The sequence below is a fragment of the Parafrankia sp. FMc2 genome (genome assembly GCF_041008525.1).
Taxonomy (GTDB): domain Bacteria; phylum Actinomycetota; class Actinomycetes; order Frankiales; family Frankiaceae; genus Parafrankia.
On the sequence record NZ_JBFLUG010000021.1, the window covers coordinates 29,734 to 55,653 of the forward strand.

Genomic DNA, 25,920 nt, shown 5'->3' on the forward strand with positions numbered 1-25,920 from the left:
GGCCGGTGCCCGCCCCTGTCCCCGGCGGCCCGGCCCGCACTCATGAGATCGGTTCGTCCCGCCCCGCCCCCATCTGCCCGTCCGTCCCATCCGTCCCGCCTCTGGATGCCGGCCGCCGCCCGCGGCACCCTGCCTCCGGTCGCGGGCCGGACGGAAGCCGGGGCCGCGGAGCGGGGCTCGCGGCCTGCCCGCGACGTATTCCGGAGGTAGTGGACACGTGGCCAGCCCCGACCCGCAGGAGCGCAAGCGCGAGCTGCTCCGCCGCCGCCTGGCGGCCGAGAGCCTCGCCTCGGCCGGGCCGGCCGACGTGGGCGCGCGGCGCAGCCGGCTGCCCGGCGAGGGCCACCCACTGAGCCCCGGACAGCTGCGGATGTGGTTCCTGCAGCAGCTCGACCCGTCGAGCACCGCCTACAACGTGGCCGCCGCCTTCGACCTCACCGGCCCGGTGGACGCCGCCGCGCTGCACGACGCTCTGCGCGCGCTCGCCGACCGTCACGAGATCCTGCGCACGACCTACCGCTCCACGCCCGGCGGCCAGCCCGAACAGGTGGTGCACGCCGACCTGGAACCGGGCTGGTCCAGCCACGACGTCTCCACCGAGGTGCCCTTTGGAGACTCTGCCGAGCCGGCGGGATGGCGTGAGCTGCTTGTCGACGAGATCGCGCAGCGCGCCGCACGCCACGTCTTCGACCTCACCGCCGCCTCGCCGCTGCGGGTGACCCTGATCCGCACCGCGCCCGAGCGGCACGTCCTCCTCATGGTCGCCCACCACGTGGCCTGGGACGACACCTCCTGGGAGATCTTCTTCCGGGAGCTGTTCGCCGACTACGACCGGCTGCGCGCCGGCGCCGAGGCGGCGCCGGCGGACGCCCAGGCACCGCAGTACCTCGACCTTGCCGTGCCCGCCACCGCCGCCACGGGCACGGACACGGGCGCCGCTCCGGGTGCCCCGGCGGGCGTGGCGCCGGGCGACGCCGGGGCGCTCGCGTACTGGCGCGGCATCCTGACCGGGCTGCCCGAACCGCTGCGGTTCACCGGCGGCGAGCAGGTATCCGTCGCCAGGGACGCCGACGCAGACGCGGACGCCGACCGGGGCGGTCAGGCCGTCCACCGGGCGGCGGCCGGAACGGCGTCGCGGGTGCGGGTCTTCGCCACCGACCACGGGGCCACACCGTTCATGGTGCTGCTCGCCGCGTTCGCCGGGGTGCTGCACCGGCACACCGGTGCCACCGACCTCGTCATCGGCTCCCCGGTGGTCAACCGGGACGCGCCGGGCGCGGACCGCCTCCTCGGCTACTTCGGGAACACCGTGGCCCTGCGGGTCGGCGTCCGGCCCGGCGACACCTTCGCGGACCTGCTGGCGCGGACCCGGCAGACCTGCCGCGGCGCGTTCGCCCACCAGCACGTCGACCTCGAGGACGTCGTCCGCGCCGCCAACCCGGACCGCTCCGACGGAGTCTGGAGCGTCTTCACCACGATGTTCGCGGTGCGGACGCCCGCCGCGGAGCACCTCGCCGCCCAGCAGCTGCGCGGCTCCCGGCGACCACTGCACCACGGCAGCTCCCAGTTCCCCCTCGGGGTCATGGCCGAGATCGGTGACGACCACCTCGACCTGGAAGCCACCTTCCTCACCGGGGAGGTGGCCGCCTCGACGGCCGCGGCGATGCTGCGCCACCTGGAGGCGTTCCTCGACCAGGTGCTGCGGCATCCGGACCGCCCACTGGCCTCCGTCGACCTGCTGACCCCCGCCGAACGTCACCGCATCCTCACCACGTGGAACGACACCGCGGCACCCAGCCCGGCGGCGAGGTGGGTCGAGCTGTTCACCCGGCAGGCACGCGGGAACCCCGGCCACCCGGCCGTCGTGACCACCGACGCCTCCCTCCCCGGCGCCTCCCTCACCTACGGCGAGCTGGCCGCACGCGCCGAGCTGCTCGCCGGCCGGCTGCGCGCGCACGGCGCGGGCCCGGGCACCATCGTCGCGCTGGCGCTGCCGCGCACTCCCGACCTGCTCGTGGCGCTGGTGGGCGTCGCCCGCACCGGCGCCGCCCACCTGCCGGTGGACCCCGACTACCCGGCCGACCGGATCAGCTTCGTCCTCGACGACGCGGCACCGGCGCTGTTGGTGACCACCCGCGCGCTCGCCGCCGACCTGCCCACCCCCGCCGGGACCAGGACCGTCCTCATGGACGCACCCGCCTCCGTGGAACCCGCGCCCGTTCCGCGAGCCGCGGACGGCGGCCCGGACGCGGCGGACCCGGCTGCCCTGACAGGGGCCGGCGCGCTGGCGGGTGCTGCCTACGTGATCTACACCTCGGGTTCGACCGGACGTCCGAAGGGCGTCGTCGTGCCGCACCGGGCGCTGACGAACTTCCTGGACTGCATGGTCGACCTGTTCGGGCTCGGCCCGGCGGACCGGGTGCTCGCGCTGACCACCCTGTCGTTCGACATCGCGGCCCTGGAACTGCTCGCCCCGCTGACCGCCGGGGCCACCGTCCACCTCGCCGGCCAGGACGAGGCCCGCGACCCGGCCGGCCTCGCCGCACTGCTCGCCGCGGGCACCCTCACGCTCGCGCAGGCGACGCCGTCGATGTGGCAGTCGATCCTCGCGGCGGCCGGCGACGCGCGCTTCGGCGGCGTGCGCCTGCTCAGCGGCGGGGAGGGCCTGCCTGCCGGGCTGGCCGGCGCGCTCACCGCCCGCGCCGACGACGTCGTGAACATGTACGGCCCGACCGAGACGACCATCTGGTCGACGGCCGGCCCGGTGCCGCCGGTTGGCCCGGTTGGCCCGGCCGGGGCGACCGCGGCCCGGCCGACGGTGGGACGCCCGATCCGCTCGACCCAGGTGTACCTGCTGGACGCCGGGCTCGCCCCGGTCGCCCCCGGCATGCTCGGCGAGCTCTACATCGGCGGCGACGGCGTCGCCGACGGGTACCTGGGCCGCCCCGGGCTCACCGCGTCCCGCTTCGTGGCCGACCCGTTCGGTACCGGTACGCGGATCTACCGCACCGGTGACCTGGCCCGCTGGACGTCCGACGGCGACCTGGACGTCGTCGGACGGGTGGACGACCAGGTCAAGCTGCGTGGCTTCCGGATCGAGCCGGGCGAGATCGAGGCGGTGCTGTCCGCCCACCCGCAGGTGGGGCGCGCCGCCGTGATCGTCCGGGACGACGGCCCGGCCGGACGTCACCTCGTCGCCTACGTCGTCCCCGCCGCCGCCACCACCGCCGCCGCCACCACCACTGCCGCCGCCACCACTGCCACCGCCGCCGGTGTCACCGCGCCCGACCTGGCGGAGTTGCGTGCGCACGCGGCCGCGGCGCTGCCGGAGCACATGGTCCCCGCCGCGTTCGTGGTGCTGCCGGAGCTGCCGACGACGCCGAACGGCAAGCTCGACCGGCAGGCGCTGCCGCGTCCCGACTTCGCCGCCGCAGCGGGGTCGCGCGTGCCGGCCACGGAGGCCGAGGAACTGCTCTGCGAGCTGTTCGCGTCCGTCCTCGGGGTGGAGCGGGCCGGCGCCGACGACGCCTTCTTCCACCTCGGCGGCGACAGCATCCTGGCCTTCCAGCTGGTGGCCGGGGCGCGGGCCCGCGGGCTCACCTGCACCCTGCGGGACGTCTTCGCACATCCCACCCCCGCGGGCCTCGCCGCGGCCGCCGCCCCGACCGCCGCCGCCGCGGCGACCGACGGGGCGGCTCCCCCCGACGGGATCACGCTCGCCGGGGTCAGCCCGGCCGACGTCGAGCGGTGGCGTGGGCTCCACCCGGACCTGGCCGACGTCTGGCCGCTGTCGCCGCTGCAGTCCGGCCTGCTGTTCCACGCGCTGCTCGACGACGCCTCGGCGGACGCCTACATCCTGCAGTTCGTCGTGGACGTCCACGGAGACGTGGAGCCGGCGCGGCTGCGGGCCGCCGCCCGGGCCCTGTTCGACCGGCACCCGAACCTGCGCTCGGCGTTCGTCTACGACGGGGACGTCCCCGTCCAGATCGTGCCGGCGCGGATCGGTGCGGCCGCCTTCGACGAGGTGTGGACCGAGGTCGACCTGGCCGCGTGGCCGCGGGCGGAGGCCCTGGCCGAGGCCGAGCGCCTGGGGCGCGGCGACCGCCAGACCCCGTTCGACCTCACCGCCCCGCCACTGGTGCGCTTCCTGCTGCTGCGCACCGGCCCGCGGGACTGGCGCCTCGCGGTCAGCCCGCACCACATCGTCCTGGACGGCTGGTCGGTGCCGCTGCTGCTGCGCGAGCTTTTCCAGCTCTACACCGCCGCCGGGGCCGGCCCGCCGGACGTCTCCGCTCCGGCGGAGACAGCACTGCCGCCCGCCCCGTCCTACCTGGACTACCTGCGCTGGCTCGCCGCCCGGGACAGCGAGGCGTCCCGGCGGGCCTGGGCCGCGATCCTCGACGGCGTCACCGAGCCGACCCTGCTCGCCGCCGCCGAGGTGACGGGCGCCGAGGTGACCGCCACGCTGGAGCGCCATGCCGACGCCGACCTGACGGCGCGGCTCGGTGGGCTCGTCCGCGCCCACGGCTCGACCCTCAACACGGTGCTGCGCGCCGCGTGGGCGATCGTGCTGGGCCGCGCCGTCGGCCGCGACGACGTCGTCTTCGGGACGTCCGTCGCCGGCCGCCCGGCCGAGCTGCCCGGCGCGGCGGAGATGGTGGGCCTGCTGCTCGCGACGGTGCCGGTGCGGGTCACCGTCGACCCGGCGGAGAGCTTCGCCGGGCTGCTCGAGCGCGTCCGTGCCGAGCAGGCGGCGACGTTCGACCATCACCACCTGGGGCTCGCCGAGATCCACGCGGCGGCGGGGCTGCCGGAGCTGTTCGACACCCTGCTCGTCCTGGAGTCCTACCCGTTCGACCAGGCCGGCCTGCTCGGGCCGGCCAGCGGCCTGACCCTGGCCGGTCTGACCGGCCACGACGCCACGCACTACCCGCTGACGATCCGGGTGATCCCGGGTGAGCGGCTGCGCTTCACCCTCAGCTACCGGCCGGACCGCCTGGACGAGGCCGTCGTCGCCGCGCTCGCCGACCGCCTCCTCGCCCTGCTCGCCGCCGCGGCGGTGGACCCGCGGCAGCCCGTCGGCGCCATCGGTGCGGCCGGCGAGGCCAACGCGGCCGGCGATGCCAACGCGGCCGGCGAGGCCGTCGCGGCTGGTGCCGTCGAGTCGTCCGAGGGGGGGCTGTCCGGAGCCGAGTCATCCGGGGCCGGGCTGTCCGATGCCAGGGCGGTGACGCTGCCGGAGCTGTTCGAGGCCCAGGTGGCGCGGGTGCCCGGCAACGTCGCCGTGACCTGGGGCGACGTCCAGCTGACCTACGCCGAGCTCGACGCCGCGGCGAACCGCCTCGCCGGGCTGCTGGCCGCGCGTGGCGTCGGCGTGGAGTCGATCGTCGCCGTCGCGGTGCCGCGGTCGGTCGACCTGGTCGTCGCCCTGCTCGCGGTGCAGAAGGCGGGGGCCGCCTACCTGCCGCTCGACACCGCCTACCCGGCCGACCGGCTGGCCTACATGATCGCCGACGCGGCGCCGGCGTGCCTGGTGACGACGTCCGAGGCACTGCCGGCCGTCCCCGCGCGCACCAGGGTGCCGGTGATCACACTGGACGCTCCGCCCGTGGTCGCCGCGCTGGCCGAGCAGGCCTGCGCATTGCTGCCGCCCGAGCGGCGGGCGCGTCCCGGCAACGCCGCCTATGTGATCTACACGTCCGGTTCGACGGGGCGTCCGAAGGGCGTCGTCGTCCCACACCAGACCGTGATCAGGCTGTTCGCGCACACCCATCCGTGGTTCGGCTTCGACGAGACCGACGTGTGGACGATGTTCCACTCGGCGTCGTTCGACTTCTCCGTCTGGGAGCTGTGGGGGCCGCTGCTGTACGGCGGGCGGCTCGTCGTCGTCGACCACCACGTCTCGCGCTCCCCGGAGCTGTTCGAGCGGCTGCTGCGCCGCGAGTCGGTGACGGTCCTCAGCCAGACCCCGTCGGCGTTCGCCCAGCTCGTCGAGGCCGACCGCGCCCGCCACGAAGCCCTGGGCACCACCGGTGCCGACGGGGCCGGTGCCGGGGACGTCCCGGCGGAGCTGGCGCTGCGCTACGTCGTGTTCGGTGGCGAGGCGCTCGACTTCGGCCGGCTGCCCGGCTGGTACGCCCGGCACCGCGACGACGCGCCCGTGCTCGTCAACATGTACGGCATCACCGAGACGACCGTCCACGTCACCTACCTGCGGCTGGACGAGCAGGTGGTCGCGGCGGCACGGGCCAGCCTGGTCGGCGAGCCGATCCCGGGCCTGCGGGTGCACGTCCTCGACCACCACCTGCAGCCGGTGCCCCTCGGCGGTGTCGGTGAGCTGTATGTCAGCGGCGGGCAGCTCGCCCGTGGCTATCTGGGACGTCCGGAGCTGACCGGCACCCGCTTCGTCGCGGACCCGTTCGGGCCCGCGGGCACGCGGATGTACCGCACCGGGGACCTCGCCCGGCGGACCGCCGGCGGCGAGGCAGGCGGCTTCGAGTACCTCGGCCGGGCCGACGACCAGGTCAAGATCCGCGGGTTCCGGATCGAGCTGGGGGAGATCCAGGCGGCGATCGCGACGCACCCGGCGGTGGAACAGGCCGTGGTGCTGGCCCGCGAGGACCAGCCGGGGCAGCTCCGGCTCGTCGGCTACGCCGTGCTCACCCCGGGTGCCCAGGTCGGCTCCGAGGAGCTGCGCCGGCACGCCGCGGCCACCCTGCCCGACTTCATGGTCCCCGTCGCGGTCGTCGGGCTGGACGCGTTCCCGCTCACCGGCAACGGCAAGCTGGACCGCGCCGCGCTGCCCGCCCCGGACCTCGCGGGCGCGTCCACCGGCACCCGGGCGCGCACCGACCGCGAGCAGACGCTGTGCGACGTCTTCGCCGGCGTGCTCGGCCTGGAGCAGGTCGGAGTGGACGACGACTTCTTCACCCTCGGCGGCGACAGCATCAGCGCCATCCAGCTCGTCAACCGGGCCCGCCGCGAGCTGATCAGCTTTACCCCCCGGGACGTCTTCACCCACCGCACCCCGGCCGCACTCGCCGCCTCCGCCGCCTCCGCCGGCTCCCTCGCCGTCCCCGCCGAGTCCGCCGGGCAGGGCGACGCCGCCGGTGCCCCGCAGGGGGATTCCGCGGCCTCCCCTCCGGCTGTGGCCGCGGCCGGGCCCGATCCCGAGGCGATCGGTGTGTTCACCCCGCTGCCGATCGTCGCCCGCCTCGCCGGCTGGGGCGGGCCGGTGCGCCGGTTCAACCAGGCGCTGCTGGTGACCGTCCCCGCCGGGATCACCGAGGACGTCCTGCGTGCGAGCCTGCAGGCTCTGGTGGACCAGCACGACGCGCTGCGGGCCAGGCTGCTGCGGCCGACGCCGGCACTGTGGCTGATGGAGACCCGGCCCGTCGGCTCGGTACGGGTGGACGGCCTGCTGCGCCGGGTGGACGTCGCCGACCTCGACGAGGCCGGGCTGCGCGCGGCCGTCGCCGCCGAGTCCGACGCGGCCGCCGAGGCGCTCGACCCCGAGACCGGCGTGGTGCTGCGGGTCACCTGGCTCGACGCCGGTCCGGCCCGCCCCGGGCGGCTGCTGCTGGTCGGTCACCACCTCGTCGTCGACGGGGTGTCGTGGCGGATCCTGCTCGCCGACCTGCAGACCGCCTCGGCGGCGGTGCGCGCTGGCTCGCAGCCCCGGCTGGACCCGGTCGGCACGTCCCTGCGCGGTTTCGCCCGGGTCGTCGCCGAGCGGGCTCAGGACCCGGCCCGTCTCGCCGAGCTCACCCACTGGACGGAGACCCTCGCGCCGGGCGGCCGCCTGCTGGGCCACGCCCCCGCGACCCGGGCAACTCCCGTCACTCCGGCCACTCCCGCCGCGGCTGTCACAACCGGCACCGTCGCGCAGACCGGCCGGCATGTCGTGGAGGTCCCGGCGGAGGTCACCGCGCCGCTGCTGACCTCGCTGCCGGCGGCCGCACGGGTGGACGTCACCGAGGTGCTGCTGGCCGCGCTGCGCACGGCCGTCTCCGGGTGGCGGCACGGCCAGGGCTGGGACGCCGCGACCGATCTGCTCGTCGACCTCGAGCGCCACGGCCGCGACCCGATCGCCCCCGAGGTCGACCTCGCCCGCACGGTCGGCTGGTTCACCTCGATCGCACCCGTCCGGCTGCCTGCCGGCAACCGGACCACCGACACCGGGACCACCGAGACCGGGGCTGCGGGCGTCGGGACAGCGGGCGGCGGGGTGGCGGGCACGCTTGCCGCCGTCGCGGCCCGCCTGCGCGCCGTCCCGGACGGCGGCGCCGGGTTCGGGATGCTGCGCTACGCCAACGCGGCCGCGGCGCCGGTGCTGGCCGGGCTGGAACGCCCGGAGATTCTGTTCAACTACCTGGGGCGGTTCGGTGCCGACGCGGCGGACGCCTGGGGACCGGCCCCCGAGCTCGACGCGCTGGCCGCCGACCCGGACCAGGAGATGGGTGTCGCCTACCCGCTGACGGTCGACGCCGTCTGCGTGCAGACACCCGCCGGGCCCGTCCTGCGGGCGACCTTCACCCATCTGACGACACTGATCGACCCGGCCTCCGCCGCGGCCCTCGGCGCCGCCTGGCGCGACGCGCTGGTCGCCCTGTCCACCCTCGACCCGTCGGCCGTGTCCGGTGCGGGTGGCACGGCACCGGCACCGGCACCGGCACCGGCGTCCGGTGATCTCGTCGAGCTGTCGCCGCGGGAGCGGGCACGGGTGGAGGCGGCGAGCCCCGGCCCGGTCTCCGAGATCTGGCCGCTGTCACCGCTGCAGGAGGGACTGTTCTTCCACTCGGCGTTCGACCGCTCCAGCGACGCGTACACCGCGCAGTTCGCCCTCGACTTCGGCCACCGGTTCGACGTCGACCGGCTGCGCCGCGCCTGCGAGACGTTCCTTCGCCGCAACCCGACCCTGCGGGCCGGCTTCGTCGGTGACGGGCTGCCCACCCCGGTGCAGTTCGTCGTCACGGAGGTGCCCGCACCGCTGTCGGAGGTCGACCTCACCGGCCTGCCCGAACAGGAACGGCTGGTGCGGGCCGAGCAGATCGCCGAGCGTGACCGGTCCCGGCCGTTCGACGTCGCCCGTCCGCCGCTGTGGCGGCTGACCCTGCTGCGTCTCGGCGACAGCCACGACCGGCTGGTGTTCAACCGGCAGGTGCTGGTCTGGGACGGCTGGTCCGGTGCGCTGGTCATCGACCAGCTCCTCGGCCTCTACGAGCGCGGGGGCGACGACGACGGGCTGCCCGTCCCGGCCGCCTCGTACCGCGACTTCCTGGTGTGGCTGCAGGCTCGGGACACCGAGGCCGCGCGGGAGGCGTGGCGGTCGGCGCTGGCCGACCTCGACGGCCCGACGCTGGTCGTCCCGGAGGCCCGGGGGCTGCCGCCGGTCGAGCCGGGGCGGATCACCGCCGAGGTCCCCGAGGCGACGGCGAGCGCCGTGCGGGAGCTGTCCCGCCGGTACGGCATCACGGTGAACACGGTGTTCAACACGGCCCTGGCGTTCGTCCTCGGCGGCGCGGTGGGCTCCGACGACGTCGTGTTCGGCACCACCGTCGCCGGCCGGCCGACCGACGTCGACGGCATCGACGAGGTCGTAGGCCTGTTCCTCAACACGGTGCCGGTGCGGGTGCGGATGGACCCGCGGGAACCCGTCCTCGCCCTGCTGCGCCGCGTCCAGGACCAGCGGGTCGAGCTGATGGACCACGAGTACCTGGGTCTCGGCGACATCCAGCGCGCCGCCGGCAGCACCGTGCTGTTCGACACCCTGTACGTGCTGCAGAACTTCATCGACGAGGTGGCGACCGAGCAGAGCAGCGACCGGTTCGGGATCACCGGTGGCACCAGCATCGACCACACGCACTATCCGCTCACGTTCGTGCTGTTCCCCGGCACACGCATCACCGTGCGCCTGGAGTACCGCCCGGACGTCGTCGACGTCACCCGTGCCCGCGCGCTGTTCGACCGGTTCCTCGGACTTCTCGACGAGCTCGTCCGGGACGTCTCCGCACCCGTCGGGTCGGTCGAGGTGCTGCTGCCGGCGGAGCGGGCGGCGCTTGCCGCCGACTGGTCGCGCCCGTTCCTTCCGGTCGGGACGGAGACCGTCGCCGACCTGCTGGCCGCGCAGGCGGCCCGCACACCCGAGCTGACCGCGCTGGTCCTCGGCGACGAGCGCGTCATCTACGCCGAGCTCGACGCGCGGGTGAACCGGATGGCCCGGCTGCTGCTGGCCCGCGGCGCGGGCCCGGAGACGGTGGTGGCCCTCGGGCTCGGCCGCTCGGTGAACATGGTCGTGGCGCTGTTCGCCGTGCTGCGTACCGGCGCCGCCTACCTTCCGCTGGAACTGGACCACCCGCCGGCCCGCCTGCTCGGCATGGTCGCCGACGCCGGCGCCGGGCTCCTGGTGGCGACCACCGCCACCGCCGCCTACCTGGACGGCCCCGCCGCCGGTGCCGGCGCGGCGCGCCTGCTGCTGGACGACCCGGCGACGGCCGCGGCGCTCGCCGCCACCGACGGGGGTGCGCTGTCCGACGCCGAGCTGGGCGCGTTCGCCCGCGGCCGCGCGGACCGCCTCGACCACCCGGCCTACGTCATCTACACCTCGGGCTCGACGGGACGTCCCAAGGGCGTCGTGACGCCGTACCGGGGCCTGACGAACATGCAGCTCAACCACCAGGCGGAGATCTTCGCCCCCGCGGTGGCGGCGGCCGGCGGGCGGCGGCTGCGCATCGCGCACACCGTCTCGTTCGCGTTCGACATGTCCTGGGAGGAGCTGCTCTGGCTCGTCGAGGGACACGAGGTCCACGTCTGCGACGAGAATCTGCGCCGGGACGCCGAGGCCCTGGTGGCGTACTGCGACACGCACCGCATCGACGTCGTCAACGTGACCCCGACCTACGCCCACCACCTGATCGAGCTGGGCCTGCTCGACCGCGCCGACGGGGGGCACCGGCCGCCGCTGGTCATGCTCGGCGGTGAGGCCGTCTCGGAGGCGGTGTGGAGCCGGCTGCGCGACACCGAGGGCACGGCCGGCTACAACCTGTACGGCCCGACCGAGTACACGATCAACACCCTCGGCGGCGGCACCGCGGACAGCACCACGCCGACCGTCGGCCGGCCCATCCGCAACACCCGCGCCTACATCCTGGACGGCTGGCTGCGCCCGGTGCCGGACGGCGTCCCCGGGGAGCTCTACATCGCCGGCGACGGGCTGGCCCGCGGCTACCTGGACCGGTTCGGCCTGACCGCCGCCCGGTTCGTCGCCGACCCCCACACACCGGGCGGGCGGATGTACCGCACCGGCGACCTCGTCGTGCGGGGAGCGGACGGGAACCTGGACTTCCTCGGCCGCACTGACGAACAGGTCAAGATCCGCGGTTACCGGGTGGAGCTCGGGGAGATCACCACCGCGCTCGACCGCCACCCCCGGGTCAGCCAGGCCGCGGTCGTCGCCACCGACGACACCGGCGCGCCGGGGACCCGCCGGCTGATCGCCTACGTGGTGCCCGCCGAGCTGACCGCCGCCGACCGGGCAGCCGTCGAGGCCGACCAGGTCGGCGAGTGGCAGCAGGTCTACAGCGACGAGTACGTCCAGATCCCGACCGCGGTGCACCAGGAGGACTTCGCCGGATGGGACTCCAGCTACGACGGGCAGCCCATCCCGCTGGAGCACATGCGTGAGTGGCGGTCGGCGACCGTCGAGCGCATCCGCGCCCTCGCCCCGCGCCGCATCCTGGAGATCGGCGTCGGCACCGGCCTGCTGCTCGGCCAGCTCGCACCGCGCTGTGAGAGCTACTGGGGGACGGACTTCGCCCGCCCGGTGATCGACAAGCTGCGCGCCGAGGTCGCCGCCGACCCGCAGCGGCTGTCCGGCGTCGAGCTGCGCTGCCAGCCGGCACACGTGACCGACGGCCTGCCCACCGGGTTCTTCGACGTCGTCGTGATCAACTCGGTGATCCAGTACTTCCCGAGCCCGGACTACCTGCGCTCGGTCCTGCGCGCCGCGCTCGACCTGCTCGTGCCCGGCGGCGCCCTGTTCGTCGGCGACGTGCGCAACCTGGCCCGGCTGCGGGCCTTCCACACGGCGATCGAGGCCGGCCGCTCCGGCGGCGCGGACCACGGCGGCGACCTCACCCGGCTCGCCGCGGCCGTGGAGCGGCGGGTCCGGCTCGACAAGGAGCTGGTGCTGGCACCGGAGTTCTTCACCGAGCTCGCGCGGGAGACCGGCGCCGAGGTGTCGCTGCGGGTCAAGCGCGGCTCGTTCCACAACGAGCTGACCCGCCACCGGTTCGACGTCGTGCTCTCCCGCCCCGCCGCGACCGGCGCCCCGGACGGGCCGGCGGTGCATCTCGCCGGTGCGCCGACACTGCGCTGGGGGAGCCCGCAGATCACCGACCTGGCCGTGGTCGAGGCACACCTGCGCGAACAGCGCCCGGCGCTGTTGCGGGTCGCCGGCGTCCCCGACGCGCGGGTCGCTGCCGAGCTCGCCCTGGCCGCGCGCGTCAGCGGCGTCGAACCCACCGGCCCGGCCGCCGCGGTCGACCCGGAGGAACTGTTCGCGCTGGCCGACCAGCTCGGCTACGAGCAGCACCTGACACTGTCGGCGACCGATCCGGGGCTGCTGGACGCGGTCTTCGTCCGCGCGGAGGCCGTGACGGCCGGTCCGCGGGTCGGCGGCTACCTGCCGGACCCGGCGGGGGAGCCCGTCGGGCCGTTCGCGAACGACCCGACGGCGGCCCGCGGCGACGCCGCGCTCGCCGCCGTCCTGCGCGCCGACCTGACCGTCGTCCTGCCGGACTACATGGTCCCCGCCGCCTACGTCACGCTGCGAGAAATCCCGCGCACCGCCAACGGCAAGCTCGACGTGGCCGCCCTGCCCCCGGCCGAGCCGTCGGTGCCGCTGGTCGCCTCCCGCCCCGCGTCCTCGCCGGCGGAGGTGGTGCTGTGCACCCTGTACGCCGAGGTGCTGGGTCTGCCCGAGGTGGGCGTGGAGGACGACTTCTTCGCCCTGGGGGGCCACTCGCTGCTGGCTACCCGCCTGGTCAGCCGGGCCCGCGCGGACCTCGGCGCCGACCTGGCCATCCGCGACCTGTTCGAGGCACCGACGGTGGCCGCCCTCGCGGAGCGCGTCACCGCGGCCGGCGGTGCGTCCGGCGCGGCGGCACCGGCGGCATCGCCCCGCCCGCGGCTGCGCCCGGCGCAGCGGCCCGAGCGCGTACCCCTGTCGTCGGCGCAGCAGCGCCTGTGGCTGGTCGACAGGTTCGCCGACGGCACCGACGCCTACAACTACCCGCTGGTGATCCGCCTGCATGGCCGGGTCGACGTCGAGGCGCTGCGGCTTGCCGCGGCGGACGTGGCGGCCCGCCACGAGATCCTGCGCACCGTCGTGACGGAGCACGAGGGGGAGGGCTACCAGCGGATCCTCGCCCCGGACGAGGCTCTCCCGCCGGTCCGGGCCGTCGACCTGACCGGGGCCGTCGACCTGATTGGGGGCGCCGGCCCGGCGGCCGGGGCCGACCCGACGGGAGAGGCTGCGCTTGAGCGGGCGGTCGAGGAGTTCGTCGCGGAACCGTTCGACCTGCGGTCCGACCCGCCACTGCGGCTTGCCGTGTTCCAGACCGGGACGCCGGGATCCCCGGTGGAGTCGGTGCTCGCGGTCGTCCTGCACCACATCGCGACCGACGAGTGGTCGGACCGGCCGTTCCTGGAGGACCTCGACGCCGCCTACGCGGCGCGCCGGGCAGGCCGGGCCCCCGGCTGGGAGCCGCTGCCCGTCCAGTACGCCGACTACACCCTCTGGCAGAGTGAGCTGCTCGGTGACCCCGCGGACCCGGCGTCGCTCGCCGGCCGCCAGCTCGCCTACTGGCAGCAGGCGCTGCGCGGCATGCCCGAGGAGATCGCGCTGCCGCTGGACCGGCCGCGCCCCGCCGTCCGTGACGGCGCGGGTGGGCGGGAGATCCGCGAGCTGTCCGCCGCGACCGTGACGGCGCTGCGCGCCCTGTGCGCGCGCACCGGCGCGAGCATGTCGATGCTCGCCCACGCGGCGATCGCCACCCTGCTGCACCGGTTCGGGGCCGGTGACGACATTCCGCTGGGGGTGCCGATCGCGGGCCGAACCGACACCGCCCTCGACCGCCTCGTCGGCTTCTTCGTCAACACCCTGGTGCTGCGCTCCGACCTGTCCGGGGAGCCGACGTTCGCCCAGCTGCTGGCCCGCACCCGGGAGACCGACCTGGGGGCCTTCGACCACGCGGACGTGCCGTTCGAACAGGTCGTCGCGGCGGCCAACCCGCGCCGCTCGGCCGGGCGCAACCCACTGTTCCAGGTGATGACCGGCTACCACCACCTCGTCGAGGACGAGCACACCCTGTTCGGCCTGCCGACGACCTGGCTGCTCACCGAGGCCGGCACGGTCAAGTTCGACCTGGACGTCACCTTCGTCGACCGGGTCGCGAGTGACCGGATCACCCTGCTCGTCGAGTACGCCCTGGACGTCTGGGATCCGGCTACCGCCCGCGGCCTCGCCGACCGGCTGGCCGCCCTCCTCGACGCGCTCGCGCGGGAGCCGGACCGCCCTGTCGGCCGCCTCGACCTGCTCGGCCCGGCAGCTGTCGGTGCCCGGGGCGATGCGCGGGAGCAGGCGCGGCGCGGGCTCGCCGGCCCGCGCCGCGAACCCGCGCGGCCCACCGCCGTGGAGTTGTTCGCCGCTGCAGCCGCCGCCGTCCCGCATGTCCCGGCGCTGGTCACCGGGGGCGAGGAGCTGACCTTCGCCGAGCTGTCGGCGCGGGTCGACGCCATCGCCGCCCTGGTCGCCGGCCGCGGCGCCGGTCCCGAGGATGTCGTCGCCCTCGCGCTGCCACGGGCCCGGATGGTGCCCGCCCTCCTCGGCGTCATGGCGGCCGGCGCGGCGTACCTGCCGCTCGACACCGACCACTCCGCCGAGCGGCTCTCCTTCCTGCTCACCGACGCCGCACCGCGGCTCGTGCTCACCACTGCGGCACTCGCCGGACGGCTCCCGGCGATCAACGCCGAGGCCGACTCCGCCGTCAGCCCCGACGCCGGCTCCGGCTCCGGAAGCGGCTCCGGCACCGAGGTGATCGTGCTCGACGACCCGGCTGTCGCCGCGGAGATCGCGGCGGGTACCGGCGGCCGCTCCGCCGTGCCGGCGGGCCGGCCGCTGCCGCGGCCGGACAACGCCGCCTATGTGATCTACACCTCCGGAACGACGGGACGTCCGAAGGCCGTCGTCGGCACGCACCGGGGGCTGGCGAACCTGTTCGCCGCGCACCGGGCGGACCTGATCGGCCCGGCGGTGGCCAGCCGCGGTGACGGGGAGCCGTGGCGCGCCGTCCACGCCGCGTCGTTCAGCTTCGACGGCTCGTGGGAGCCGCTGCTGTGGCTGCTCGCCGGGCATACCGTGCACGTCGTCGACGAGGCGACGATGCGCGACCCGGCGGCGCTGGCCGGGTACGTGACCGAGGCCGGAATCGACGTCCTCGACGTCACCCCGACCTACCTGCGGGAGCTCGTCCACCACGGCTTCCTCGACGGCGACCGGCTGCCCGCGGTGATGCTCGTCGGCGGTGAGGCGACCGCGCCGCCGCTGTGGGAGCGGCTGCGCGCCCTGCCCGGGGTGAGCGCGCACGACCTGTACGGCCCGACCGAGTACAGCGTCGACGCCTACGGGTGGCACGGTGACGGCACTGCCGGGCCGATCGCGAACACCCGCGCGTATGTGCTCGATGCCGGGCTCGGGCCCGTCCCGGACGGCGTGCCCGGCGAGCTCTACCTGGCCGGTCCCGGGCTGGCCCGCGGCTACCTCGGGCGGCCGGGGCTGAGCGCCGGCCGGTTCGTCGCCGACCCGGCCGGCCCCCCCGGCGGGCGGATGTACCGCACCGGCGACCGGGTGCTGCGCCGGGCCGACGGGACGCTGGTCTTCCTCGGCCGGGTGGACGACCAGGTCAAGGTGCGCGGGTTCCGGATCGAGCCGGGTGAGGTCGAGGCGGCGCTGTCGGCGCTGCCCGGCGTCGGCGCCGCGGCCGTCGTCGTCCGGGAGGACACCCCGGGCGACCCGCGCCTGGTCGCCTACGCCGTCGCCGACGGTGTGGGCGGTGCCGCGGGTGTTGGTCCCGGCGTGCTGGATCTCGGCGCGCTGCGGGCCGAACTCGCCCGGACGCTGCCCGCGCACCTGGTGCCGGCCGCGTTCGTCGCCGTCGCCGAACTGCCGCGCACCGTCAGCGGCAAGCTGGACCGCGCGGCCCTGCCCGCCCCGGACGACCAGGCCGGGCCGGTGGGCCGGCGCCCGCGCGGGGTCCGCGAGGAGCTGCTGGCCGACCAGTTCACGGCCGTCCTCGGCACGGACGCCGTCGGCGCCGACGACGACTTCTTCGCCCTCGGCGGACACTCGCTGCTCGCGATGCGGCTGCGCAGCCGCATCCGGGCGGTGTTCGGCGTGGAGATCTCCCCGCGGGAGATCTTCGACGCGCCGACCGTCGCGGGCCTGGCGACCCGCCTGGAGGGGGCCGCGGCCGCCGCGCGTCCCGCCCTGCGTCCCGCCGAGCGGCCGGCCCGCCCGCCGCTGTCGCACGCACAGTCCCGGCTGTGGGTGCTCGGGCAGGTCGAGGGACCCGGCGCCACCTACAACATCCCCGTCACCTGGCGGCTGGACGGTCCGCTGGACGTCGACGCACTGCGCGCCGCCGTCGACGACGTCGTCGCCCGCCACGAGGCGCTGCGCACCGTCTTCCCCGCCCCGGACGGCGTGCCGCACCAGCGGGTCCTCGACCCCGCCGAGGCGCACGTGGCCGTCGACCTGATCGACCTCACCCCGCCCGGCGCCGACGCCGATGCGAGAGCCGGTTCCGGCAGCGACGAGCTGGCCGGGCATCTGGAACGGGCCGCGGCCGGCGTGTTCGAACTCGAGGCAGACCTGCCGGTGCGGGTCACCGTGGTACGGCTCGGGTCGGACCTGCACGTGGTGCAGTTCCTCGTCCACCACATCGCGGCTGACGAGGGCTCCGACCGGGCGCTGGCCCGCGACCTGTCGACGGCCTACCGGGCGCGCCTGCGCGGCGAGGCCCCGGACTGGGCGGCGCTGCCGGTCCAGTACGTCGACTACACGCTGTGGCAGCGCGAGCTGCTCGGCGACGAGAACGACCCGGCGAGCCTGGTCACCGCCCAGCGGGAGTTCTGGCGGCGCGAGCTGGCGGGCCTGCCGGCCGAGCTGGCCGTGCCCACCGACCGGCCCCGCCCGGCCGAGCCGTCCCACCGCGGCGGCGTCGTCGAGCTGACCTGGGACCCGGAGCTGCTCGACCGGCTGCGCGAGCTTGCCCGGGCACACAACGTCAGTCTGTTCATGGTGCTGCAGGCGCTCGTCGCCACGCTGCTGCACCGGCTCGGTGCCGGTGACGACATCCCGATCGGCAGCCCGGTGGCGGGCCGCACCGACGAGCGGCTCGACGAGCTGGTCGGTTTCTTCCTGAACACGCTGGTGCTGCGGACGGACCTGTCCGGCCCGGTGAGCTTCGGCGAGCTGCTCGGCCGGGTCCGTGCCGCGGACCTCACCGCGTTCGACCACCAGGATCTGCCGTTCGACCGGGTCGTGGAGGCGGTCAACCCGCCCCGGTCGCTGGCCCGGCACCCGCTGTTCCAGGTGATGGTCGTGCACCTGCCGGCGGCCGACGCCGCCGGCGGCCTCGACCTGTCCGGGGTCGCGGCCCGGCCGGAGCCGGTGCGCGCCGCCACCGCCAAGTTCGACCTGTCGTTCGACTTCCTGGAGCGCCCGGCCACCGGCGCCGCGCAGGCGGCCACCGGCACTACGCAGGCGGTCACCGGGACCGAGCTGACGGTCGGCCTCGCCTACAGCGCGGACCTGTTCGACCGGGGGACGGTCGAGGTGCTCGGCCGCCGGCTGCGGCTGCTGGCCGAGGCCGTCCTCGCCGAGCCGGCCAGGCCGGTGGCGGAACTGCCCGTCCTCGACGGCGCCGAGCGCGAGCTGGTGGTCGGCGGGTTCAACCGCACCACCCGCGAGGTCACCGAGCTGACCTGGCCGGCGGCGTTCGAGGCGTGCGTCGACCGGGACCCGGCCGCGGTGGCCGTCGTCTGCGAGGACGTCGCGCTGACCTACGCCGAGCTGGACGCGCGGGCCAATCGGCTCGCCCGCCTGCTCACCGCCCGCGGCGCCGGGCCGGAGTCGGTGGTGGCCGTGGCGGTCCCGCGTTCGGCCGACCTGGTCGTGGCGCTGCTGGGGGTACTGAAGGCGGGGGCGGCCTACCTGCCCCTCGACCTGGACCACCCGGCCGACCGGGTCGCCTTCATGATCGGCGACGCGGGTGCCCGGCTCGTGGTCTCCTCGCGGGGCCACGCCGAGGAGCTGATCGCCCTCGGCGGCCTGGGCCCGGACGGAGAGCGCCCCGAGCTGGTGCTCCTCGACGATCCCGAGACGATCGCCGCGCTCGCCGTCTGCGAGCCGACCCGGCCGGCCACCGCCCCCACCGGGCTCGACAGCGCCGCCTACGTGATCTACACGTCGGGGTCGACGGGACGTCCCAAGGGCGTCATCGCCACCCACGAGGGCATCGGCAGCCTGGTCGCGACAGCCGTGGACCGGCTGGGGGTGGACCGGGCGTCGCGGGTCGTGCAGTTCGCCTCGGTCGGGTTCGACGTCACCGTGTTCGACCTGTGCATGGCTCTGTGTGTCGGCGGGCGGGTGATCATGGTGCCGGCACACCGGCGGGTCGCCGGGCCGGAGCTGACCGACTACCTGGCCGAGCAGGGCGCCACCCACATGATCCTGCCGCCGGCGCTGGTGGCCGCGCTGCCGGCCGACTGTGAGCTGCCGGCCGGCGCCGTGCTGGTGGTGGGCACCGAGACGGTGCCGATCGAGACGGTGCGCCGCTGGTCGCGCCACCTGCGGGTGGTCGCCGCCTACGGTCTCACCGAGGCGACGGTCAACTCCACGCTGTGGCGGGCGGACCCGGACTGGTCCGGCCCGGTGCCGATCGGTGTACCCGACCCGAACACCCGCACGTACGTGCTGGACGGTGCGCTGCGCCCGGTCGGCGTCGGTGTCGTCGGGGAGCTGTACGTGGGCGGGCGCGGGCTGGCCCGCGGGTACCTCGGCCGGCCGGGCCTGACCGCGTCCCGGTTCGTCGCCGACCCGTTCGGCGGCCCCGGCGACCGGCTGTACCGGACGGGCGACCGGGCCCGCTGGCGTCCCGGCGGCATCCTGGACTTCCTCGGCCGGTCCGACGACCAGATCAAGATCCGCGGCCACCGGATCGAGCCCGGCGAGGTCCAGTCCATGCTGATGCGGCACCCGGACGTCCGGCAGGCGGTCGTCCTCGCCCGGGCCGACGGCGGCGGCCCGTTGCGGCTCGTCGCCTACGTGGTGCCCGAACGGGACGGGCTCGACCCGGCCGAGCTGCGGGTGTACACGGCCGAGTCGCTGCCCGAGTACATGGTGCCGGCGGCGGTCGTGCCGGTTGCCGGCCGGCTGCCGATGACACCCAACGGCAAGCTCGACCGAGCGGCGCTGCCCGTGCCCGACTTCGCCGCCTCGGCGGCGGGACGGGCCCCCGCCTCCGCGGCGGAGGAGCGGCTGTGCGCGCTGTTCGCCGAGGTCCTCGGGCTGCGGGGCGGCGGCGGGACACCGGCGGTCGGCGCCGAGGACGACTTCTTCGCCCTCGGCGGCGACAGCATCATCGCGATGCAGCTGGTGAGCCGGCTGCGCCGGGACGGGCACGACGTCCGGCCGGCGCAGGTGTTCCGGCACCGCACCCCCGCCGCGCTCGCTGCGGCGCTCGGCCTGCCCGCCGGAACGGGCGGAACGGGCGGAACGAGCGCCGCCGGCCAGCCGGGTGACGGGGTCGGTGTGGTGCCACCGACGCCCCCGCTGCTCGCGCTGCGGGCCACCGGCGCGGGCGTGGAGAGGTTCTCGTCGCCGATCCTCCTGCAGGTCCCGGGCACGGTCACCCTGCCTGTGCTGGGTGCCGCGCTGGCCGCGCTGGCCGAGCGGCACGACCTGTTGCGGGCGCGCCTGGTGCGCCCGTCCCGCAGCCCGCTGCCCGACGGGTGGCCGGCGGTCAGCCCCGACGGCGGCGAGGCGTGGTATCTCGACGTCCCGCCGGCGGGCGCCGACGGCGCCGTCGGTGTCGGCGGCTGGCTGCGGCGGGTCGAGGTGGGCACCGGTGACGACCTCGGCCGGCTGCTCGCCGACGAGGCCCGGCGGGCGGACGGCGAGCTGGACCCGGACGGCGGTGAGATGGTCCGCGCGGTCTGGTTCGACGCCGGGCGCGACACCCCGGGCCGGCTGCTGATCCTGGTGCACCACCTGGTGATCGACGGCGTGTCCTGGCGGATCCTGCTCGACGATCTCGCCGCCGCCTGGCGGACGCTCGCCGGTGGCGGGATCCCGGTGCTGCCGGCGGTGCCGACGTCCTACCGTCGCTGGGCCACGGAGATCACCGAGCGGGCCGGTGGCACCGCCTGCGAGGCGGAGCTGGCCTTCTGGCTGGCGACGGTCGAGGGCGGCGCCCCGCTGCCGTCACGCCCGGCCGGCCCGGTGCCGGCCCTCCCACCCGCCGGTGTGGCGCTGCGGACCGAGCCCGCCGCCGATCATCGGCCGGAGCTGGGTGCCGGGGGCGCGGTGACCGTGACCGTTCCCGCCGGCTGGGCCGGTGATGTTCTGACCACTGCGCCTGCCGCGTGGAAGGCCGGCGTCGACGACGTCCTGCTCACCGCGCTCGCGCTGGCGGTCGCCGACTGCCGCCGCCGCTGGGTCGCAGACGGAGCGGGCGAGGCGGACAGCGCGGCCGGCGCCGGCGCGGGCGGGATCGTCGTGGCGTTGCAGAGCCACGGCCGCGGGGAGCCGACCGCCGCGGACGCGGACCTGACCCGCACCGTGGGCTGGTTCGCCGACGTCTACCCGCTCTGCCTCGACCAGCGCCCGGTCGACCTCGACGCGGGCGAGAGCGGGCCCGTCCCCGCCGCCGCGCCGCACACCCCGCCGGACGTCCGGTCGCACCATCCGCTGGACGTCCCGTCCGATGTTCCTCTGGACGACGAGCTCGGCGCGGCCCTCGACGCCGCGGTGGCGGACGTCCAGCGGCGGCGGGCCGCGGTGCCCGGCGCCGGTGGCGGCTACGGGCTGCTGCGCCACCTCAACCCGCGCACGGCACCGGTGCTCGCCCGGGCGACGCCGCCGGAGGTCTACCTCAACTACGAGGGCCGGTGGTCGCGGCCCGAACCCGCTGACTGGGACGTCGCGGCGGAGGACGAGGGCCTGTTCGCCGGCTGGAACTCCGAACGCCCCGGCCCGTTCCCGCTGACAGCCATCGTCCGGGTGCTCGACGTGGCGGGCGGGCCTGAGCTGGTCGCGCGGTGGACGTCGGGCCCCGGTGGGCCGTCCACCGAGGCGGTCGCGGACCTGGCTGCCGCGTGGACTCGCGCGTTGTCGCTGCTCTGCACACGGGCGAGGCAGTTGCGGCAGCACACAAAAACTGTCGTACTCCCTGTTAATTAGGTTAAGCTAACCAAAAATTTCACTTAGCGGATGCGTTGTCGCGATATCGCTACGTAAGCAGAGAGTCGAGGAAGCAGTGCGGGGAATAGTGAGATCGTTGGCGGCGCTGTGCGTCGCCGGCGCGGTGATGGCTGGGGCTGTGGCCTGCGGGGACGATGACGACAGCGGTACGTCCCAGGCCGGGGGAACCACGGCGGCGACGGGATTTCCGGTCACCGTCAAGCACGCTTTCGGTGAGACCATAATTTCCGAGGCGCCGAAGCGGATCATCGCGCTCAGCTATGAAGAGGACACTCTGGCGGCTCTCGGAATCACTCCGATCGCCTACGGACTGAACCCCTACCAGGAGGACGGGAAGTTCCCGTGGCTGGAGGGAAAGATCGACCTCGGCGACAGCACCGCCATCGACACCAGCAGTGACCTCAATCTGGAGCAGATCGCCTCGCTCGACCCCGATCTGATCCTCGCCACCAACCTCTACGGGCTCGAGGACTACTACGACCGGCTCGCGGAGATCGCGCCGACGGTCGCGTACGAGACCGAGGCCGGCATCGCCACCTGGCAGGAGGTGAGCACCCAGATCGGTCAGGCGGTCGGCCGGGAGGCGGACACCGCGACGGCGGTCGCGGCCACCGAGAAGGTCATCACCGATGCCGCCGCCGACCTGCCGGGGCTCAAGGACAAGACCTTCAGCTACAGCTACTACTACGAGACCAACGGCCTCGCGGTGATCGACGACCCCGAGACCGTCTCCGTCCAGCTCTACGGCCAGCTCGGGATGAAGCTCTCGCCGCGGGTGACCGCCAGCGTCGTCGACCGCTCGCTGAGCATCGAGAAGATCGGTGAGCTCGACGCCGACTTCCTGATGATCGGGTTCGCCACCGAGGACCTGCGCACCGAGCTGAAGGCGAACGAGCTGTACCAGAAGATTCCGGCGGTCGTGGACGGCCGGGCCCAGGAGGTCGACGCGTTCACCGCGGGCGCGGTCAACAACCCGACTATCCTGAACATCCCGTGGCAGCTCGACGAGCTGAAGCCGACCCTGGAGAAGGTCGCCGGCACGACCGGCTGACCGCCTCCGTTCCAGGACGGGCCGGGACGTCGGCCGGGCGGTGCGCGTGATCGCGCACCGCCCGGCTTCGTCGTGAGGGGGCCGGCCGGCGCTGCTCAGGCCCGGCCGCCGCCGGCCGGGCCCGGCCAGAGTCGGTCAGGCCTGGTCGGTAAGGTATCCGCCCATGGTGGTGAAGTAGTCCGTCGCCGCCAGCTCGCGGCCGTCGTCGAGGCGTACCGTGCGGACGAGCAGCCCGCGGCTGCGCCCGTGCCGGGCCTGCGCGCCGGCGACGATGACGACGCCGTCCCCCTCGCGGATGAAGATCCGTCCCGGCGTGCCGCCGTAGCAGCCCTTCGAGACCTCCGCGGCCACGATGCGGACCCGCTCGCCGTTGCGGTAGGTGAAGGCGTTCGGGTAGGGGTCGCACTGGGCGCGGACCAGCCGGTCGAGCTCCTCCGCCGACCAGGTCCAGTCGATGAGGCTGTCCCGCTCCGAGCGCTTGTGGAAGAAGCTGGCCTTCGAGCGGTCCTGCGCGGCCCAGTCGGTGCGCCCGGTGGCCATCAGGTCCAGCCCCTCCACCGCCATCGGCCCGAACAGGGCGACCGTGCGGTGGAACAGGTCGGTGGTGGTGTCCCGCGGCCCGACCGGCACCCGGTGCTGCAGGACGATGTCGCCGGCGTCCAGCTCGTCGGTCATGATGTGAGCGGTGACGCCGACCTCGGGCTCGCCGTTGATCAGAGCCCAGATCAGCGGCGCGAACCCGGCGTAGGCGGGCAGCAGCGAGTCGTGGATGTTCAGCGTCCCCAGCCGCGGCAGATCGAAGATCTGCGGCGGGATCCAGGTCCGCCAGTTCGTGGCGACGATGGCGTCGGGCTCGGCCTCCTTGAGCATCGACATGAGATCCTCGTCGTCCGGGCGGTTGCGGATCGCCAGCGGCACGCCGTGTTCGGTGGCGAGGTCGGCGACCGAGTCGTCCCAGATCTTCTCGTACGCGTGGTCGCTCTTCTCGTGCGTCACCACCAGGGCGACCTCGTGATGGGAGTCGAGGAGCGCCTGCAGCGTGCGATGCCCCCAGGTCTGGTATCCGAACATTACGACCCGCATGTCTGATGTCTCTCCTCTGTTCGGGGCAGGCAGGCGGGCAGGCCGACCGGCCTGTGCAGGCGGCGTGGACGGGCGGGACCGGCACGGCTGAGGGCGCCAGGGTGAGCTCGGGTGGCCAAGGTGGCCGACGCGATCCGGGGCTCCGTCGCCACCGCGTGGCTCGGGAGCGCCGGACGGCCGGTGCGCCGGATGTGCCGGGCCGCCCGGGGAACGACGCGCTGACGCCCGCGGGGTTCGGCCACAGTACCGTCTACTTAGGTGAAGTTCACTTATGTTGAACGTCTAGTCTGATATGTGTCAAGCGATCCCGATCGGCGACGGACGTTCCGGGTGCGACGCCGATGGCGTGGCCGACCCCGGGCCGGTCAGTTGCCGGTACCCGCCGGCGGTGTGCTCGCGGCCGGGCCCGTCGGGCCGGGTCCGGGCGACGAGGACACGTCCGGGCTCTCCGTGATCGGCGGGGTGCTCGGGGGCGAGGTCGACACCGGCGGCGTGGTGACGTTGACCGGGGGTGTCGTCTCCACGGGCGGGTTGCTCGTGACCGGCAGCGACTGCGGCGGCGGCGTGGTGGTCCGGCGCGGCGGGCGGGTGTAGCTCGGCCGGTCCGGGGTCGTTGTCACCGTCACCGGGACCTCCGGGGTCGGCGACACGGCCGGGGACTCCGGCGCGAGCGAGGGCGGGGACGAGGTGCCCTCCGCGCTGGTTCCCCGCGATGGCTCTCCGCCTCCGGACAGCAGCAGTGTCAGCAGGACCGCGATACCAGCCACCGCCGCCACCGCCGCGCCGGCGATGATCGCGAGCCTCGGTGACTTCCCGCTCTGCCCCGCGCCGTGGGCGGGATCGCCGCGGTGCTCACCGCGGCCGGGTGTCGACGCCCGGTGGGAGGCCGACCCGCGGGCCGCCCGCTCGCCGTCCCTGTCCAGCGAGAGCAGCCCGGCCGCCATGTTCGCGTCGTCCTGGTCGAACAGGTCCGCCGGGGGAGTCAGCGCGCCGATCTGCGTCAGGTCGTCGTGCGGGCCGGTGGAGGCGGTCGCCCGAGGCCCGGTCGTGGGCGTGTAGCTGACCGACGTCAGGGCCTCGTCCGCCCCGGGCAGCCCCATGACCGGCGGGACCGGGGTGATCTCGTGACCCGGCAGCAGCCGGTCCGTCGCGCCGAGGTCGGCCGCCGGTGGCGGCTGGATGTCGGTCCGCGACAGCGGCGCGGGCGTGGGGGGCTTCGACAGTCCCGGCAGGCTCCCGTGCGCCGCCGCGCCCGCGGCCAGGTTCTCCAGGCCGTCGTCCGAGCTGGCGGGGTCGTCGGCGGGCTCCGCCTGCCGGCTGCGCGGATTCGTCACCACCGCCGGGACGGGGGTGGCGTTCCGCGCGATCGGGGTGAGCCGCCGGCGGATCTCGTCGACGTCCGGCCGAAGCTCGGCGGGGCGGTCGAGCAGATCGGTGAGCAGCCCGCGCAGCGGCCCGGCAAGCCGGAACGGCCGGCGGCGGCCCTCGACGACCGCGCTCAGCACGGCGTAGGTCTCCGGCCCCTCGAAGGGCGGGCAGCCCTCGACCGCGGAGTACAGGGTGGCGCCGAGCCCCCACAGGTCGCTGGCGGGCGTGCCGGACGACCCGCGCACCCGCTCCGGGGCGATGTAGGCCGGGGAGCCGACCAGGGCGCCGGTGCCCGTCAGGGTGACGTCGCCCTCGGTCGCCGCGATGCCGAAGTCGGTGAGGCGGACGCGGTTGTCCCGGCCGAGCAGCACGTTGCCCGGCTTGACGTCGCGGTGCAGGACCCCGGCCGAGTGCGCCGCGGCGAGTGCGTCAGCCAGCGCCAGGCCGATCGCGGCCACCTGGTCGAAGGGCAGCGGGCCGTGGTTCTTGATGGTGTCACCGAGGCTGTCCGCGTCGATGAGCTCCATGACGATCCAGTGCCGCTCGTGCTCCTCGACGACGTCGAAGACCGAGACGATGGCCGGGCTGTGCAGCCGGGCCAGTGCCCGGGCCTCGCGCAGCACCCGGGCGCGGATCGCGTCCCGCTCGGCCTGCGCGCCGGCCATGGGAACCAGGATTTCCTTGATAGCGACAGGCCGCTGGAGCAGCTCGTCCTCGCCGCACCACACGACGCCGGCACCGCCGCGACCGATAGGTGCGTCGAGGCGGTAGCGCTGCGCTACGTAGCGCGGAGTGCCATGCCGAGAAGTGTCGGGGGGCACGCTCGCCGATCTGGCCATCGAATCAAGTCTGACAGACGAATTGGCCGCGGCGG

General features: G+C 75.2%; 4 protein-coding genes. 2 read left to right on the forward strand and 2 right to left on the reverse strand.

Translation table 11 applies throughout. The features are described 5' to 3' along the window. The first annotated feature begins 217 nt into the window (after positions 1-217). Together AB1460_RS10360 and AB1460_RS10365 are read left to right on the forward strand one after the other, a co-directional pair. Positions 218-21,523 (forward strand): amino acid adenylation domain-containing protein, encoded by a 21,306-nt coding sequence (locus tag AB1460_RS10360; protein WP_368960623.1) that lies wholly within the window; start codon positions 218-220, stop codon positions 21,521-21,523. Between the two features lie 88 nt (positions 21,524-21,611). Beyond that, a complete protein-coding gene (locus AB1460_RS10365) occupies positions 21,612-22,595 on the forward strand; it encodes an ABC transporter substrate-binding protein (protein ID WP_368960625.1) in 984 nt (327 codons plus the stop codon). Positions 22,596-22,730: 135 nt separating this feature from the next. Here AB1460_RS10365 and AB1460_RS10370 read toward each other — a convergent pair whose 3' ends face one another. Then, a complete protein-coding gene (locus AB1460_RS10370) occupies positions 22,731-23,678 on the reverse strand; it encodes a methionyl-tRNA formyltransferase (RefSeq protein ID WP_368960626.1) in 948 nt (315 codons plus the stop codon). A 365-nt stretch (positions 23,679-24,043) separates the two neighbouring features. After that, on the reverse strand, positions 24,044-25,885 hold the full coding sequence (locus AB1460_RS10375; RefSeq protein ID WP_368960627.1) for a serine/threonine-protein kinase: 1,842 nt from the start codon (positions 25,883-25,885) through the stop codon (positions 24,044-24,046). Positions 25,886-25,920 lie beyond the last annotated feature (35 nt).